This window comes from Staphylococcus hominis subsp. hominis, assembly GCF_002901845.1.
GTDB lineage: Bacteria > Bacillota > Bacilli > Staphylococcales > Staphylococcaceae > Staphylococcus > Staphylococcus hominis.
In genome coordinates this window covers 25,369-40,329 of the sequence record NZ_PPQE01000026.1, presented here as the reverse complement: position 1 = coordinate 40,329, position 14,961 = coordinate 25,369, and the positions used below count along the sequence as shown (strand labels likewise).

The 14,961-nt window shown below is 32.5% G+C and carries 13 protein-coding genes; 5 read left to right on the top strand and 8 right to left on the bottom strand.

What is annotated here, in order from left to right; genetic code table 11:
• Together CD034_RS11425 and CD034_RS07190 are read right to left on the bottom strand one after the other, a co-directional pair.
• Positions 1-288: DUF1361 domain-containing protein (locus CD034_RS11425; RefSeq protein ID WP_258026834.1), on the bottom strand; the 288-nt coding region annotated here is incomplete at its 3' end.
• Positions 289-755: 467 nt separating this feature from the next.
• The gene (locus CD034_RS07190) at positions 756-1,211 is read right to left on the bottom strand and encodes a MarR family winged helix-turn-helix transcriptional regulator (RefSeq protein WP_002454748.1); all 456 of its coding nucleotides are present in this window, start codon (positions 1,209-1,211) and stop codon (positions 756-758) included.
• Between the two features lie 147 nt (positions 1,212-1,358).
• Between CD034_RS07190 and CD034_RS07185 the strand changes: the two genes are divergently transcribed.
• The gene (locus CD034_RS07185) at positions 1,359-2,999 is read left to right on the top strand and encodes an alpha-keto acid decarboxylase family protein (protein ID WP_103288234.1); all 1,641 of its coding nucleotides are present in this window, start codon (positions 1,359-1,361) and stop codon (positions 2,997-2,999) included.
• Between the two features lie 78 nt (positions 3,000-3,077).
• Here the strand turns inward: CD034_RS07185 and CD034_RS07180 are convergent, their stop codons facing one another.
• Entirely contained in the window at positions 3,078-4,220 is a 1,143-nt protein-coding gene (locus CD034_RS07180) for a CapA family protein (protein ID WP_420903103.1), read from the bottom strand.
• Between the two features lie 191 nt (positions 4,221-4,411).
• Here CD034_RS07180 and CD034_RS07175 point away from each other — a divergent pair, with 191 nt between their 5' ends.
• Entirely contained in the window at positions 4,412-4,597 is a 186-nt protein-coding gene (locus tag CD034_RS07175; RefSeq protein ID WP_103288233.1) for a magnetosome magnetite crystal formation protein family, read from the top strand.
• Positions 4,598-4,642: 45 nt separating this feature from the next.
• On the opposite strand, the gene CD034_RS07170 is transcribed toward CD034_RS07175, so the two are convergent.
• The 3 genes from CD034_RS07170 to isaB (CD034_RS07160) all read right to left on the bottom strand — a co-directional run bounded on the left by CD034_RS07170 (position 4,643) and on the right by isaB (CD034_RS07160) (position 7,554).
• The gene (locus tag CD034_RS07170) at positions 4,643-5,404 is read right to left on the bottom strand and encodes an alpha/beta hydrolase (protein ID WP_103288232.1); all 762 of its coding nucleotides are present in this window, start codon (positions 5,402-5,404) and stop codon (positions 4,643-4,645) included.
• A 136-nt stretch (positions 5,405-5,540) separates the two neighbouring features.
• Entirely contained in the window at positions 5,541-6,776 is a 1,236-nt protein-coding gene (gene arcA, locus CD034_RS07165) for an arginine deiminase (RefSeq protein ID WP_103288231.1), read from the bottom strand.
• A 253-nt stretch (positions 6,777-7,029) separates the two neighbouring features.
• Positions 7,030-7,554 (bottom strand): immunodominant staphylococcal antigen IsaB family protein, encoded by a 525-nt coding sequence (gene isaB, locus CD034_RS07160; RefSeq protein WP_049418022.1) that lies wholly within the window; start codon positions 7,552-7,554, stop codon positions 7,030-7,032.
• Between the two features lie 331 nt (positions 7,555-7,885).
• Between isaB (CD034_RS07160) and CD034_RS07155 the strand changes: the two genes are divergently transcribed.
• Positions 7,886-8,284, top strand: coding sequence for a YolD-like family protein (locus CD034_RS07155; RefSeq protein ID WP_037554270.1), 399 nt, complete (start codon positions 7,886-7,888; stop codon positions 8,282-8,284).
• A gap of 45 nt (positions 8,285-8,329) precedes the next feature.
• Here the strand turns inward: CD034_RS07155 and isaB (CD034_RS07150) are convergent, their stop codons facing one another.
• The gene (gene isaB / locus CD034_RS07150) at positions 8,330-8,851 is read right to left on the bottom strand and encodes an immunodominant staphylococcal antigen IsaB family protein (protein WP_049431976.1); all 522 of its coding nucleotides are present in this window, start codon (positions 8,849-8,851) and stop codon (positions 8,330-8,332) included.
• A gap of 202 nt (positions 8,852-9,053) precedes the next feature.
• Here isaB (CD034_RS07150) and CD034_RS07145 point away from each other — a divergent pair, with 202 nt between their 5' ends.
• Positions 9,054-9,560, top strand: coding sequence for a hypothetical protein (locus CD034_RS07145; protein WP_049431977.1), 507 nt, complete (start codon positions 9,054-9,056; stop codon positions 9,558-9,560).
• A 55-nt stretch (positions 9,561-9,615) separates the two neighbouring features.
• Here the strand turns inward: CD034_RS07145 and CD034_RS07140 are convergent, their stop codons facing one another.
• Complete coding sequence (locus CD034_RS07140; RefSeq protein WP_002449207.1) at positions 9,616-12,444, bottom strand: YhgE/Pip domain-containing protein; 2,829 nt, start codon at positions 12,442-12,444, stop codon at positions 9,616-9,618.
• A 264-nt stretch (positions 12,445-12,708) separates the two neighbouring features.
• Here CD034_RS07140 and CD034_RS07135 point away from each other — a divergent pair, with 264 nt between their 5' ends.
• Positions 12,709-14,910 carry an amidase domain-containing protein gene (locus CD034_RS07135; RefSeq protein ID WP_077700057.1) on the top strand — a complete coding sequence of 734 codons (2,202 nt, stop codon included), beginning with the start codon at positions 12,709-12,711 and terminating at the stop codon, positions 14,908-14,910.
• The last annotated feature ends 51 nt before the right edge of the window (positions 14,911-14,961 follow it).

The following is a 14,961-nucleotide window of genomic DNA, read 5'->3' as shown; positions in this document are numbered from 1 at the left end:
TAAATTTAAACTGACTAAGAAATTGAATTTAAAATTATTAAGATGGATTAAGTCTGTAACCATATAGAACGTATTGGGAACTAATAGTATAAAAATAAGTGCAAATACAATAAATAAAGGCCACTCTTTAGTTTCCTTTGGTTTAAATAACTTTAAAAGCAAGCAAAGCTCTAGAGGAATATAGGCTAAGAATAGATTTAATGTCATAAAGTTAAGTATTCGCGGTACAAACAATGAAATAATAAAAAGCACTATAAAATAAATTCTTGCGATATAACGTGGTGCCACATTCTACACTACTTTCTTTCTATAAATGAAATAAGGTTAGAAAATTAAAACGCTAACATGTGATATCTTAACATTCTACTTTACTCTAACCTCTTCTATATTAAAATATATACTTTCGAATTGCATTATTTATGGCTATCGCAAAATGATCCATTGTTGATGTCCAATTTTTTCATTTTTACGTGCTTTTGACGAATCATCACCATTACTAAAAAATGATTTTCGAAGATCTAGTGTTAATTCTAATTGACCTTCCTTAACATTTTATATTGTAATCTACAATATTATTGAGCTTTATTACTGTCAAATATCCTATCGTACGTTGTACATTAACTGTAAATATCTTTAATTCTTTTGAAATAAGTTGAATTAACTTTTCATTGTTATTGATTATAGACAGTATATTTTCTCCTTAAAATTGTATAGAAACAGCTGAACTGTCGATGTACATCAGTTCTGCTTCTTTTTTAAGATTCTTTTTCATCTTTTAAATGTTTAATATCTTGAAACCCTTCACGATAATTCGATAATTCTTCCATGATCGCATACCAATCTTTTCCAACTTTTTGGAACGTTTGTTGCATTAATTTATCTTGTGCTTTATTTAATTTCTCTACTAATTTACTTCCTTTAGGTGTTGGAAATAATTGTTTTACTCTGCGATCTTCTTCAGATTGTTGTTCGATAATTAATGCCTCTTCTTTTAACTTTTTCAACGTTGCGTGAGACCCTTGCTTTGATATTTCTAACGTGTTTAGTAACTGCTTAATCGTAATACCAGGCAATTTATTGATAAAAAATAAAAAGCGATGGTGTTGTCGACTCATACCATATTTTTCGATAATTTCATCTGCAGTCGTCACAAACGTTTTATAAGCGAAATAAAATAGCATGTGCTCATAATCATTTTTATTTCGATCCATATTCACTCGTTCCTTTTCAAAGACGTTATTAATTATTATAGTAAATTTTCTAACGATTTTCATCAAAAGGTCAATAATGTTGACTTTATTTGTAAACAGACTTATCCTATATATGTAAACAAAAGCAATACAAAGGTGGAATTGAATATGAAACAACGTGTAGGACAATATTTAATGGACGCAGTACATGAAGCAGGAGTCAATAAAATATTTGGTGTGCCAGGAGATTTTAACCTAGCATTTTTAGATGACATCATAAGTCACGAAAGCGTTGAATGGGTTGGAACAACGAATGAACTAAATGGTGCTTATACCGCTGATGGTTACGCACGTATAAACGGACTAGGCGTACTCGTAACAACATTTGGTGTTGGAGAATTAAGTGCCGTCAATGGTATTGCAGGCTCATATGCAGAACGTGTTCCGGTCATTGCTATCACAGGCGCACCAACAAGAGCTGTTGAAAAGGCAGGCAAATATGTGCATCACTCTTTAGGTGAAGGACGCTTTGATAGTTATCGACACATGTTTGAACCGATTACAACAGCACAAGCCTATATCACGCCTGAAAATGCAACAACTGAAATCCCTAGAGTAATCAATGCAGCGCTTCAAGAACGTCGTCCAGTACACATTCACTTACCTATTGATGTGGCTATGTCAGACATTGAGGTTGAACAACCATTCAAAGTTGAAAACGCACCTCAACAAGATGTATCTCAATATATAGATATGGTGGCTGATAAATTACGTTCAGCTCAACAACCATTAATTATTGCAGGTCATGAAATCAATAGTTTTCATCTACATGATAAATTAGAACAATTTGTCAATAAAACGAATATTCCAGTTGTTCAATTATCGTTAGGTAAAGGAGCATTTAATGAAGAAAACCCACACTATATGGGGATTTATGATGGGGAAATTGCTAAAGATGACATTAAAGACTATGTCGATCATAGCGATGCTATTTTAAATATTGGTGCCAAATTAACTGACTCAGCTACTGCAGGCTTTTCATATCAATTTGATATTAACGAAGTGGTCATGATTAACCATCGCCTATTCAAATTAAACGATACGATTGATACAGAAATTGCATTGCCTGAATTCTTAGAAGCGTTAAATACGATAGATTATACAAATAAATCTTCATTTCCTTCTTACCAACAACCAGAATCAAATGACTATGAATTAACTGATGATATGTTAACTCAAGATATTTACTTTAAAATGATGCAAGACTTTATTGGTGGCGATGATATATTAATCGCAGAACAGGGAACATCCTTCTTTGGGGCTTACAGTTTAACTTTACCTAAAAATATGTCATTTATTGGTCAACCTTTATGGGGTTCAATTGGTTACACATTACCAGCTACATTAGGTTCCCAATTAGCTAATCCACACCGTCGTAATATCTTATTAATTGGTGATGGGTCATTCCAATTAACTGTTCAAGAGTTATCAACGATGATTCGTCAAGATATTAAACCTGTGATTTTCTTAATTAATAATGATGGTTATACTGTTGAACGTCTCATTCATGGTATGGAAGAGCCCTATAATGATATCAACATGTGGGATTACAAAGCATTACCAAACGTATTTGGTGGAGATAGCGTGAAAGTCCATGATGTTAAGACTTCAAAAGATTTAAAGGCTGTCTTCGATGAAATAAACGAAGATCAAGAACACATGCACTTCACTGAAGTGACAATGAAGTGGGATGATGCACCACAAACATTGCGAGATATTTCCAAAGCTTTTGCTAATCAAAATAAATAATGTGCCTTGATAGAATATTTAAATAGATAAATCAAAAGCGACTGTACGTACCATTTGCACATGTACAGTCGCTCTTTTTTATAAACTTCTTTCATTTAAAAATGTTCGATCGATTACATCCTTTGTAATCTCCTGTAAATGTTTGATATTCCATTCACTGTCTGAATCAGATTGTAACCCATGTTTATGCGCTAATTGTGGCGTGTAATCATCTAGATTGTAAATTCTAAAATATTGGCGTGTTTGTTTGTTGGTAGGACGTGCTTGTTCATAATGATTGACCATGCTTGTCCATTTAACATTTTCTAAATGTACACCTTTAGGTTCTTTTACTACATCGAAGTTTATCCTTCCTAACAATTGATTATTTTCATCTCCACTATACTGTCCATTTAAAAAATTACCTAAAGAATAGGCTACCAACGTTTTATGGTGATGATCTTTTGCTTTAACCCACTTTACTGGTTGAATGACATGTGGGTGCGTACCAATGACGATGTCTACATCTTCATCTGCAAATAATTGAGCGTATTTCTTCTGTGTCTTATTTGGTGTATGGTGATTTTCATTTCCCCAGTGTGCCGACACCATGACTACGTCGCTTTGTTGTTTTGCTTTTCGTATATCCTGTTTAATAGTAGCTTCGTCAAACGTTTTTACTGTATATGGATAGTTTGAGACCATATCATTTGTTCCGTATGTATAACTTAATACACTGATTTTTACACCATTTTTAGAAATGGTATGTATACGATTCGCCTCTTTTTTCGAATTGTATATTCCTGTAAACAATACGTTATGATCAAATTTTTTCCAAGTCTGTATATGATTTGTAATCCCTTGATCTCCTTGATCTAAGGAGTGATTATTTGCACCATTAATCACATCGAACCCTGTTGCAACAATGTCACCTGCTACTTGACTAGGCGTGTTGAATCGTTTAAATCCTGAAAACGGAATATCATCCCCACCAAGTGGAGACTCTTGGTTTACAAAAGCTAAATCAGGACTAGCTATGTCTTTCTTTATGTTAGAATACATTGGCTTAAAATTAAATGTACCATCAGAATGTTGTGCATCATGATAGACAACAGGATGAATTAAATTATCTCCTACTGCCACAACTGATAATTTTTCACTATGATCTTCAGCAAGCGCCATACCACATATCAGTGAAAATACTAGAAAAATAACGACTGAAGTGATGTAATATCTGTACACTAAACTTACGCTCCTTATTGATTTAGAGTAGAGTTTTTATATTCACGAAAAACCTAAAATAATTAATACTTGTCATTATTTTAAAATACTCAAAATAATAACTCAAATTAGTTTATGAATTAAAAAAATAAGAAATAGAAAAAGTATCTATTTCTTATTTTTGGTTATCTATTATTACCAGATGTATCAATATGTTTGATGGGTTAATCGATGACATTCGAAAATTTGCGAGTTTAGTTTTAACTGTGGTGTTAATTGGTTACTTAACTTTATTCGTTGTATGTATTGCTGGTTTTATCTATACCATTTTAGCTATTCTTGCAATGAATAAAGGTGAAGATTTTGTTGTTCCATTTACAATTGAAATCATTAAATAAAACGAAACATCCCTTTGCGACGTCTCATCACAAAGGGATGTTTTTTTATTCCTCTACTAACCATTCAATGGTACGTTCAATGGCTTTGTCCCAAAAAGCATAATCATGTTCCCCAGGTCCTTCTTCATATTTATAATTGATACCTTTTTCATCTAAATATGTCATAAATCGTTGATTATCATCATATAAGAAGTCTTCTGTGCCACATTGAATAAAGAGTTCTGGAACTGTTGCGCCTTTATCAACCGCTTCATCCACTAAGTGATAGGTATCTAACTCTGTACCTTTAACTTTTAAAGCTTCACCGGCAATGGCTTTGGGATCAAAGTCATTCCACTCAATATCGAGTAATGATTTTACATCAAATACTGCTGATAATGGCGCTGCTTTAGAAAATAAATGGCTTTGAGTTAAAGCAAATTTTATGGTTCCGTACCCCCCCATTGAATGACCTGCAATAAAATTATCTTCTCTTTTTTTAGATACTGGTAACACTTGATGTGCATAATTGTAAATTTCTAATATATAGTCATAGTAGTTATGACCAAAAGCCATATTTGCATAACCACTGTGATCTGCATTCGGCATAATCACTGCCAACTGATGTGCTTCTGCATAACGTTCGATACTTGTGAAACGCATATACGATGTCGCATCACTTGATAAACCATGTAATAGTAATAACATTTTCAAAGGTTTTACAGGTTCATGTTGTTTAAAAAAGCTATCGTCTTCTGGAACGATGGCTGTAAACGATTGATTCATCCCAATCGTAGGTGATTTATAATTAATAGTCATAAATGCCATATTGTTTCGTCCTTCCAATTTATAAGTATGATATCTATTTTACACTTTTTGTAGACTAATGGAATATTTTTTAATATAAAAAGACGCTAGCCAAATGACTAGCGTTTTTGACTATAAATTGTTTCACGTGAAAACATTATATATCTTCTCTAAATAAAGGTTGACTCATACATCTTGGACCTCCACGACCACGTACTAATTCACTACCTTTAATTTCAATCACTTTAATACCTTTATCACGTAATAATTGATTAGAGACATAGTTTCTATCGTATGTCACCACAACGCCTGGACGAATACATAATGTATTAGACCCATCGTTCCACTGTTCTCTAGCACCGTCTATGACATCTCCATTACCAGTAGGTATAAATTCTACGTTATCTACACCTAATACATTAGCTAACGTTTCTCGTAGCTGTCTAGAGTGTGTAATTTTAATATCATCTTTCATTTCATCTTGCTCAATTGTAAAGATATTCATGTGATTCTCTTCTTTAAAAATAGCTGCATGCACTGTAAATTTATCATAATCAATCATTGTAAATACAGTATCTAGATGCATAAATGTACGACTATTGGGTATTTCAATCGCAAGTACTTTTTTAAATGTAGCATCGTCGTCTTTAAATATATTTCTTGCTAGTCGCTCAATGGCTTCAGCTGATGTACGTTCTGAAATACCGATAGCTAATACGTCTTTAGAAAGCACAAGCTCATCTCCGCCTTCGATGTTAAACGGTGATGTACGATCAAGCCACACCGGTATATCTGCATCTTGAAAACGTGGATGATATTTTAGAATATACGTCATAAAAATAGATTCACGACGTCTTGCGCGCCAGTACATGCGATTAATTGATATCCCTCTACCTATTGAGGCTTGTGGATCACGTGTAAAATATAGATTGGGCATTGGATCTAAATAAAAGGGATAACGATCATCTAAATATTCAACGAGATGTGTTGTTTCAAGTTGAATTTCTTCTTTTCTTATACCTGCCATTACTTTTTCAATCAGTACTTGATTGGATAGCTTTGAAAAATAATCTTTAATTTCTTTCTCATGACCTAAAATTGTTTTTTGAGATTCTGATAAAATATCATCAATAAATTGCTGTCTTACATCTTCATTTTCAATCGCTTCAGCAGCAAGTTGTTCTAGATAAACGACTTCTACCCCTTCACTTCTAAGTGTTTCTGCAAATTGATCATGCTCTTCTTGCGCCACTTTTAAATACGGAATATCATCGAATAATAGTCCACTTAAATGGTCAGGCACTAAATTTTCTAATTCTTTACCTGGACGTTTTAAAAGTACTGTTTTTAATGTACCGATTTCATTATTAACTTGAATTGGCCCCTTTGTCATTTGTATTCCTCCTTCAAGTAAATGGTATATTGATATGTCATTATCATGGAGTAGCGGTTCAAAATATACATTTCATGTATATAGTTCTATCGTAGCATTAAATGTTAATTTCCAATAATAAAATCTTTTAATTATTGATTAAAAGAGGATTTTAAAATTTCAACTTGAAATAGCTTTATATAATCATTTAATATTTATTCGCCTATGTGTATAAAAAATGATTGAAGCGAATACGTTCACTTCAATCACCCATTTAATTCATTGCTTGTTGTACTGTACTATAGCCTAATACGACTCTATCTACTTTACCTTTATTAACATCAAACCAAACTGTCATACCATTTTGTTTAGGTTGATAGTAATAAATACCTGTTGTGTTGTTGTTACCATTATCAATTTTTTGTAGCTCTTTACTATATACTTTTTTAAGTTGTGTTAATGAAAGTTGACCTTTGACTTCCATATCTAATAACGAGGCAGTTTTACCATCTTTAGATACATTTCTGAAGTATTGATCATATTTCAATACCGATTTATTAGATGTTGTCGATTTAATTTTAATGCCATTAAATTTAACATTTTCAGCTTTAATCGCATTTTTAAAATGTTTATCTAATACGAATGAAGCATTTTGACCCGCATAACCATCATAGTTGTAATATGATGACGTTGCTGCGTGGGCAGTCGGTTGTTGAACAAGTGCACCTGTGACGCTAGCACCTAATAGTGTACTAAACGCTATTGTCGTAGCTACACATACTTTTGTTATCTTTTTCATATGCGTCTTCCTCTTTCTCTTTAAACTACTCATATCATACTTCATTACTCTTATCTATACAATCTTTATAGTAATTAGCTATCTATTTAAATATTTTTTTATAAAATTGTGGTATACTATAATTAGGAGTAATAGTCCTATTCACTCCTTCACAAAATGTTATATTACATAACAATACTAGGCCACGAGTTTACTTCCCCTTTGTTAAACTTGTGGTCTTATGATATATAAATTCATTATTTTAATTTTTAAATATAAAATTTATTTATATTATAAGAAATCACTTCAAAAACGCGAACATATGTTCTATAATATAATCGAGGTGGTTTTAATGATTCCTGATCAATACAAACATGAAACAGATTATCGCAACATTCCTAGAGAATATTTAGACACTAACATCCCACAAGGACGTGGCATGATTAAGTGGGCACCTTTTGCAGTGATGCCTGAACAGTATGAACGCATAAATGCTTTTATAGAAAATCAAAATAAAATAACAATGCCCTCTTTGTCGGATGATCAATTCAATATTCTGAATAGACGATTAATTGAAAAATATACAACGCATCAACTCGCTATGATTAGTTATTTTAGAAATGGTACGATTCATTCTATTGCAGCTTATATTAAACGTATTGATACTTTAAAGCGGTATATTACAATTAGTAATGAAAATGGCTCACAAACAATGCAACTCAAATTTGCAGTATTATGTTACATTGAATAATAAAAAAGAGCGGAAATTGAACTCAATTCCGCTCGTATTTATCATTTATTTACTTGTTGTGACACCTTCATACCCAATATCTACTTCTACTGTTCTTCCATGTGTGATAACAAAAGAAACAATTAATCCATCTTTCTTAGGTTGATATTCGAAAATACCACTTTTTTTATCACTTGGAGTACCTTTTACTTTTTTAAAATCTGAGCCATACGCTTTTTTCAATTGATTATATGTCAAATCCCCTTTAACACTAAATTGAACTTTATTCGCCTTCTTGCCATCTTTACTTACACCAGTAAATGTTTGGTTATATTTTTCAAGTTTTTTATTACTATGCACTTTTTCAAATTTGATTCCATTCATTGTTACATTTCCATATTTAACTGCTTTAATAAACTGTTTATTTGTTACAAATTTTGCGTCTTTATCTACATACCCGTTATATACATAATATGGTTTTGTAGCTGCCTGAGCTGTATCCTCGATTGGTAAAACAGCTGTACTTACGCCTAATACTGTCCCAAATGCTAAAGTAACTGATGCTATAGATTTAACTATTCTATTCATGATTGTCCTTCTTTCTCTAATGGATTTTTATTTCACTACTATTATCTCATACTCTTTATCTTAATTCACTGTACTTTAGATGTATCTATCACAGAATTATGTGAATAAAATGTAATATGATTGGGTTATATAAATACTTCCTATTTGTTGAACTTTGATTATAATAAACTAAAGAAATGAATTAAAAATGGAGGACTATCATTTGAAAAAAATATTAGCAACTATAGTCATTATATTACTTGTTGTGGCATTAGGATGCTCAATCTTTTTTGCAGCCACTCATTCCAATCAATCCGACTCAAATCAAACACAATCTACTAAAAAGAAAGATAAAAAAGAAACTACTGCTGAAAGTCATACAGTTCAATCTAATGAAACAAGTCAGTCTGACAATGGCACCACTGCGCAATCTGAGTCAACAAGTCAATCAATACAAGAACAACAACAAACGACGCAACGTCCCTCTACTGTTCAGACTACACAGCCAAAAACAAGCGAATCATCAACTACGTCACAATCACAACATCGTTCAGAAAGTAACATATCAAAACAACCCACATCTCAAAGCACAGAAGACAAACCATCTTCAGAGCAAACATCAACTGAACAACCTTCAACAGAAGAAAAACCTTCATCGCAACAAAGTACGAAGTCTTCTACTGAAAGTCATACTAATCGTAGTAGTGAATCTAATAACAAATCTAATTAAAAATAATAGCCTGACTGATAATGATGTTTCATTATCAATCAGGCTATTTTATTTTCTATTCTGTTACTTTACTTTCTTCTACACGTTTTGCAATTTTAGTCATAATTGGATCTAAGAATGGTTTAGCAATAAATCCAATTAAGAAGAAACCAAGACCGAAGAGCCCAAATATAATTAATTTTGTAATTAAAATTTCTGGTACAATACCACCTACAACTTCACGTAAACAATCAATTAAGTACGTAAATGGTAAGTAAGGTGAAATGTTTTGGAAGAACTTAGGTAGTGTAACTACTGGGAAGGTACCGCCACCGCCTGCAATTTGTAATACTAAAAGAATGATGGCTACCGCTTTACCTGGGTTACCCAATATAGATACACACGTATAAACAATGGTATTAAACACAATTGCACCAAATAATGCAACGAGTACAAAGAGCAATGGTGATTCTACTTGCGCATGAAGTAAGAATAAGTCACCTGTTGTAACAATGAGGGTTTGTAATACACCCATCAAGATAAAGAACATTCCTTTACCAAGATATTCTTGCCGTTTCGTTAACTGATCTGCTAATTCTTCATGTTTGTTATGCACTGTTAATAAACTTACTAATAATAAGGCACCTACCCAAATGGATAATGCTGTATAGAATGGTGTCATCCCTGAACCATAATCTCTGACTGGGAAAACATCCACAGTTTTCTTATTAATTGGGTTTGCGATAACATCTGCTTGTTTTTTCAAATCATTTTTTAGACTATTAACAAGCTTATCTACTGCATCGTCATCGTCCAATTGATTGAATATATCATTAGCCTTATTTAAATCTCTTTCGATACCAGGTAATTTTGTTTGTGCAAAGTTCGCTAAATTCGCTAAAGCTTCTTTTGCTTTTGGCTGATTCTCATCTAATAAATCTACTGCATTATCATACTTATCAAATAATGTTGGTAAGTTAGCATTAACAGTAGCTGTTGCATTCGCAAGACGTTGTTCTAAATCAGGTAAATCATTACGTACAAAGTCTGCAGCTTTTGCTACATTTTTTCGTACTGTTGGGAAGTAATTTTTAGCAGTTTGAGTTGCTTCAATATATCCCGCTTCAAGTGATGGTAATTCACTTTGAAGTGTTGCAATACGAGTTTGACCATCACCTACAATGTGTTGACCTGCTTGAATCACTTGATTAATCGTATTTAATTTAGATTGCACATCTGATAATACGACTTGGCCTTCACTTAATTGTTTTGTAATATCATTAGAAACTACAAGTAAACGATTATTTAAATTATCTTTAATGTAATCTCTATAACTACCTAAACCAGAATTTAAAGCTGGCAAGCTTCTTAATACATTAATAGACTCCGCACTACCTTTACCACCACTTGATAATGCATCAATCAATTGGTTAGTAGAACGTAACGTATCATTAATACGGTTATTGGTACTTTCGATTCGTTTAATTTGTGGTGCTAAATTCACATGTTCACGTTGTTGTAATTCTTTTAATACATCAATCAATTGTTGATTGTATTTTGAAGTGTTTTCTAAACGTCCTTTAATATTTCGAAGCATGTCATTATATTCTGTTGGACGATTAGAGGCAATGACACCATACGTTATATCTCTTAATGCTTTTACATCAGATTGTGATGCCTTAGCTTGCTTATCAGCATTTGAAGATAATGCAAGTAATGCTTCAGCAAGTCCACTATTCATTGATTTAACATCTTCATTCGAAAGAATCTGACCATTAGGTAATTGATCATTATTCGAACTATTACTTAGTTTTTGAATCGTATATTGAGGCATACCGTTGTCATTAGTTGTCGCACTTTGTTGTCGCAAATTATTATTCACATTACCATTAACTGCTTGTGCTCGCCTAGTTGCCTCTTGATAATCCCCAACACGTTGCTTAGCCATACCTAAATAATCTTGTGCATCGTTAAGTTGTTGATTCGCTAAGTCTAATCCTTGACTCGCAATCTCTACCCCTCTATTAATTTTAGGGAATGTCTGAGGAATATCATCTGCTGCTACATTCACTAACTTCTGAATGTTAGGCATATATTCATTCAATGCGAGAATTAATTTCGCTTTTTGATTCAATGAAGGGATTGCTGCATTGACGTCATTTAATTTTTGTTGAGCATTTAAAATATCATCTTTATAGTTATCTAAATCACGGAATTGATTCGCATATTGATCAAGCTGATCTTGATGATCATTAAGATAAACAATTCTATCTGCAATTTTATTCAATTTAGGTAAAGATTGATGGGCAGCATATACTGCATTTTTAATTTTATCGATAGTTGGTACTTCGTCTTCAATTTGAAGACCTACTTTATTTGCTTCTTTCAATAATGCTTTCGTTACAGTAGTATTAAATTGTTTATTGGCTTCATCAACAATAATTGTCGAACCGGTATCAGTCATTTTAGGGGCGACAGCATTAATTTTTTGGTTCACTTTATATGTAATATCTGCTTTTTCCGGATGTTTACGAAGTGTTCCCGTAATTTGATGTGTAAATTTCTTAGGTATATAAATTCCTGCATAATATTTACCCATTCGTATTTCATGATCTGCTTTCTCCCGACTGACAAATTGCCAATCAAATTTATCATTGTTCTTCAATGTGTCTTCGAGCGTATTACCTACATTAATTTTCTTACCTCGAATTTTATCGCCTTGGTCTTCGTTTACAACTGCCACTTTAATATGACCTGTATTACTATATGGATCCCACATTGCCCATAAATTAAACCATGCGTAAAATGAAGGTAAAATTGCCAAACCGCCTAGAATTACCCAAGCAGCAGGTGTTTTAGCGACACGCTTTAAGTCTGTCAAAAATAATTTAAACGCGTTCTTCATTTTCACTCTCCTAAAAATGAAATATTAAGAATTTATATCAATATGATTTAAAACATTGTTTTTTATATCGTAGAATTAGTATAATACTTTTATCACGAATGCCATAATTAGTTGATATACGTCAACAATTAAAATGGTACTCATGCATTATAGCAGAAAATAATTTTAGCGACAAAGCTAATGCTACGTTAAAATACGATAGAAATCGTCTGACTTAAGACGGATTTATAAAATATATTATACAAAAGTAAGGAGCGTTTATTGATGTCGAAGCAAAAATTCATGATATATTTGCTAACTACAACTCTGGTTTTACCAACATTTACGTCTAGTGTTGCTCAAGCTGAAGAGACTACAAAACAAACTAAAACATCTGAATCAAATAATGAGGATTCAACTTCTACATCAGAAACAGCACGTACTGAAAGCAATGAAATTCCATCTTCAGAAGATTCAACTTCTGATAGCTCTGATAATAATAAAAAGCAAGACTCTCAGTCAAAAGAAAGTCAATCAGACACAGTTTCAAATGAAGATGCCGCTTCTCATTCTAAACCATCATCAACACATTCGAAAAATAATCGTTCATCTCATACTAAAGATGAAGACACGTATCATACACCATTATCTGTATTTAACATGAATGGTTCAAATCATTCATTCTCATCAAACTTTTTAGATCCTAGTCACTTTGAAAATGGCTTTAGTTTAACAAGTTTGATTTCATCTTTATTCCATTTTGATGATGATATTTCTAAATATGAACATGTTGAAAGTGATTCATCTTCATCTAATACTAATGATGACAAAAATGCAACGAATACAACTTCTTCAGATGAAGATCGTACTGAATCATCACATCAACACACAACAATTGATCCATCACCTCAAGACTCATCTGATAAGTCAAATAGTCATACCACACCATCAAATCAATCTGAGGTACTAACAGAAAATAATCAGTCAGATCAATCGTCTGAGTCATCATTTAAATATAGTAACAGTAATGACAATCATTCAACTGATGATTCTAGCGTAAGCAAAGCCTTAGATTCATTGAATCAATTAGCTTCAGATTTAAATGATTCTAATACTAATGAGTCCTCGACATCTGAAAATAGCAATCAATCAACATCACAGCAAACAACAAAAAATACAACATCTCAAACCTCTCAAGAAGAGCAAGCAACACCTAATAAAGATCGTCAACAATCAGAGGATGTACTAGATGCGCTTCTTGATAAATATAGTGATAAAGCAACACAAACACATAAAGACTATACATCATCTAAAAAAGACAGCACATCTCAAGCATCACAAAATGAAGATTCAAAAAAAGATACATCAACAACTCAAGACCAACTAGACACAAATAAAGACAATCCGCAATTGCCAACGGAGATACAACTAAAACATAAACAAGAAGCACCACAATCATTTGAAAATGATTTTAAACAAAGTAATACACGCGCTATAAGTTTATTCCAAGATGTACCACAATTAGATGGGAACAATGTTACTAATGGAGATATTGCAGTAGTAGAAAATAAAGCAACACGTGAATTTATTACATCTATTGCTAAAGATGCGCATAAAATTGGGCAAGATAATGATATTTATGCTTCTGTTATGATTGCGCAGGCTATTTTAGAATCAAGTTCAGGTAATAGCGCTCTTGCACAAGCACCAAATTACAATTTATTCGGTATGAAAGGTAGTTATAAAGGTGCTTCAGTTAACTTCAATACACTTGAAGCTAGTAGTAATAATAATATTTTTAGTATTAATGCTAGTTTCCGTAAATATCCAAATCTTAAAGCTTCATTAAAAGATTATGCTGATTTAATCAAACATGGTATTGACGGTAATCCTACAATTTATAAATCATCTTGGAAAAATATTGCACCAAGTTATCGTTCAGCAACACGTCATTTAAGCCAAACTTATGCGACTGATCCAAACTATGCAACGAAATTAAATAGCTTAATTGAACATTACAATTTAACTGATTTTGATAAAAAACACATGCCTGATTTAGATAAATACTCAACATCAACAGGAAGTAGTGGCACAGATGTTTCAGGAAGTGCATTTAAGCCATTTTCAATTTCAGATGTTGCTTCACCGTATCCATATGGCCAATGTACTTGGTATGTGTACGAACGTGTTCAACAATTTGATAAACATGTAGGCGGTCATTGGGGCGATGCACATAACTGGGATAATAGCGCTGAAGACGCAGGGTATAATGTAAGTACAACCCCTAAAAATCATACAGCAGTTGTATTTGAAGCAGGCCAATCTGGAGCAAGTGCGTTATATGGCCACGTTGCTTTCGTTGAAAAAGTCAATGATGATGGCTCAATCATTATTTCAGAATCAAATGTAAAAGGATTGGGTATTGTATCATATCGTCAAATTGATGCGGATACTGCCTCATCTTTACACTACATTCAACCTAAATAAATGCATAACAAAAGCCATTGAGTTTCAAAAATTTGAAACTCAATGGCTTTT